The following is a 1,441-nucleotide window of genomic DNA, read 5'->3' as shown; positions in this document are numbered from 1 at the left end:
GCATTCTGCTCATCGTCGGCTTCGTTCGTGGTGTCGGATGACTTCGTTTATGACGAATCTGAGGAAGGCTTCGGAGAAGTCTGGATCGAGGTTTGCGGTTTTGGCGAGTGCGCGGAGGCGTTCGATCTGGGCGGTTTCGCGTACCGGGTCGGCGGGGGGGAGGCGGGTGGCGGCCTTGTGTGCGCCGACGGCCTTGGTGACCTTGAAGCGTTCGGCGAGGAGGAAGACGAGGGCGGCGTCGATATTGTCGATGCTCTGGCGGAAGCCGGCGAGGGTCGGGTCGGGCGTGTCGGGTGTGTCGGGCATGTCGGTCATGGGGGGCGGGTCTCCGTCTGGCGACTCCGGGTTTCGTAGGGTCCTGGTCGGGATGCAAGCCTTGCGCTTGCAGGGAACGCAGGCCAATTGGGTCGGCATGACAGCGACGCTTATCCCGATGCCGGTTTCGGCCAGGCGCGACCGGCCGCCGACGCTCGATGCGCTGATGGCGCTGGTGGCGGGGGACATGGGTGCGGTGAACCGGGTGATCCTGGACCGGATGCAGTCGCAGGTGCCGCTGATCCCGGAGCTTGCGGGTCACCTGATCGCGGGCGGGGGCAAGCGGATGCGGCCGATGCTGACGCTGGCGTGCGCGCGATTGCTGGACTATCCGGGGACGCGGCATCACATGCTGGCCGCTGCTGTGGAGTTCATCCACACCGCGACGTTGCTGCACGACGACGTGGTGGACGGGTCCGGCCAGCGGCGCGGCCGGCGGACGGCGAACATGATCTGGGGCAATGGCCCGAGCGTGCTGGTGGGGGATTTCCTGCTGAGCCGGGGTTTCGAGCTGATGGTCGAGGACGGCAGCCTGCGCGTCCTGAAGATCCTGAGCCATGCCAGCGCGGTGATCGCGGAGGGCGAGGTGGAGCAGCTGTCGGCGCAGCGGCGGGTGGAGACGGCCGAGGCGCAGTATCTGAAGATCATCGATGCCAAGACGGCGGCGCTGTTTGCCGCGGCGTGCCGGATCGCGGCGGTGGTGGCGGAACGCGATGCGGGCGTGGAGGCGGCGCTGGACAATTACGGCCGGTATCTGGGGATCGCGTTCCAGCTGGTGGACGATGCGATGGACTATGCGTCGGACGCGGCGGTGATGGGCAAGGATACGGGCGACGATTTCCGCGACGGGAAGGTGACGCTGCCGGTGATTCTGGCGTTTGCGCGGGGCAGTGCGGAGGACCGCAAGTTCTGGCGCGACGCGATCGAGGGTCGGCGGGTGTCGGACGCGGACCTGGCGCATGCGACGGGTCTTCTTGCGGGGACGAACGCGATTGCCGACACGGTGGCGCGGGCGCGGCATTACGGGCAGCGGGCGATCGACGCGCTGTCGGGCATCGGCAGCGGCCCGGCGCGGGCCGCGCTGGTCGAAGCCGTCGAGTTCGCCATCGCAAGGGCTTATTGACGA

The 1,441-nt window shown here is 68.0% G+C and carries 2 protein-coding genes; one reads left to right on the top strand and one right to left on the bottom strand.

Annotated elements, in window-relative coordinates:
* Window positions 1–9: 9 nt before the first annotated feature.
* Complete coding sequence (locus tag BKY59_RS06520) at window positions 10–315, bottom strand: chorismate mutase (RefSeq protein ID WP_083671929.1); 306 nt, start codon at window positions 313–315, stop codon at window positions 10–12.
* A gap of 97 nt (window positions 316–412) precedes the next feature.
* On the opposite strand from BKY59_RS06520, the gene BKY59_RS06515 reads away from it, so the two are divergent.
* Window positions 413–1,438, top strand: a complete 1,026-nt coding sequence (locus tag BKY59_RS06515; protein WP_076069873.1) for a polyprenyl synthetase family protein — start codon at window positions 413–415, stop codon at window positions 1,436–1,438.
* Window positions 1,439–1,441: the final 3 nt, after the last annotated feature.

The organism is Sphingomonas montana (assembly GCF_001956315.1).
GTDB lineage: Bacteria > Pseudomonadota > Alphaproteobacteria > Sphingomonadales > Sphingomonadaceae > Sphingomonas_R > Sphingomonas_R montana.
This window is presented reverse-complemented; position numbering and strand designations above follow the sequence as displayed.

Excerpts from the sequence above, each read along its gene's own strand:
- BKY59_RS06520 (WP_083671929.1), bottom strand. The coding sequence starts at position 315 with ATGACCGACATGCCCGACACACCCGACACGCCCGACCCGACCCTCGCC.
- BKY59_RS06515 (WP_076069873.1), top strand. The coding sequence starts at position 413 with ATGACAGCGACGCTTATCCCGATGCCGGTTTCGGCCAGGCGCGACCGG.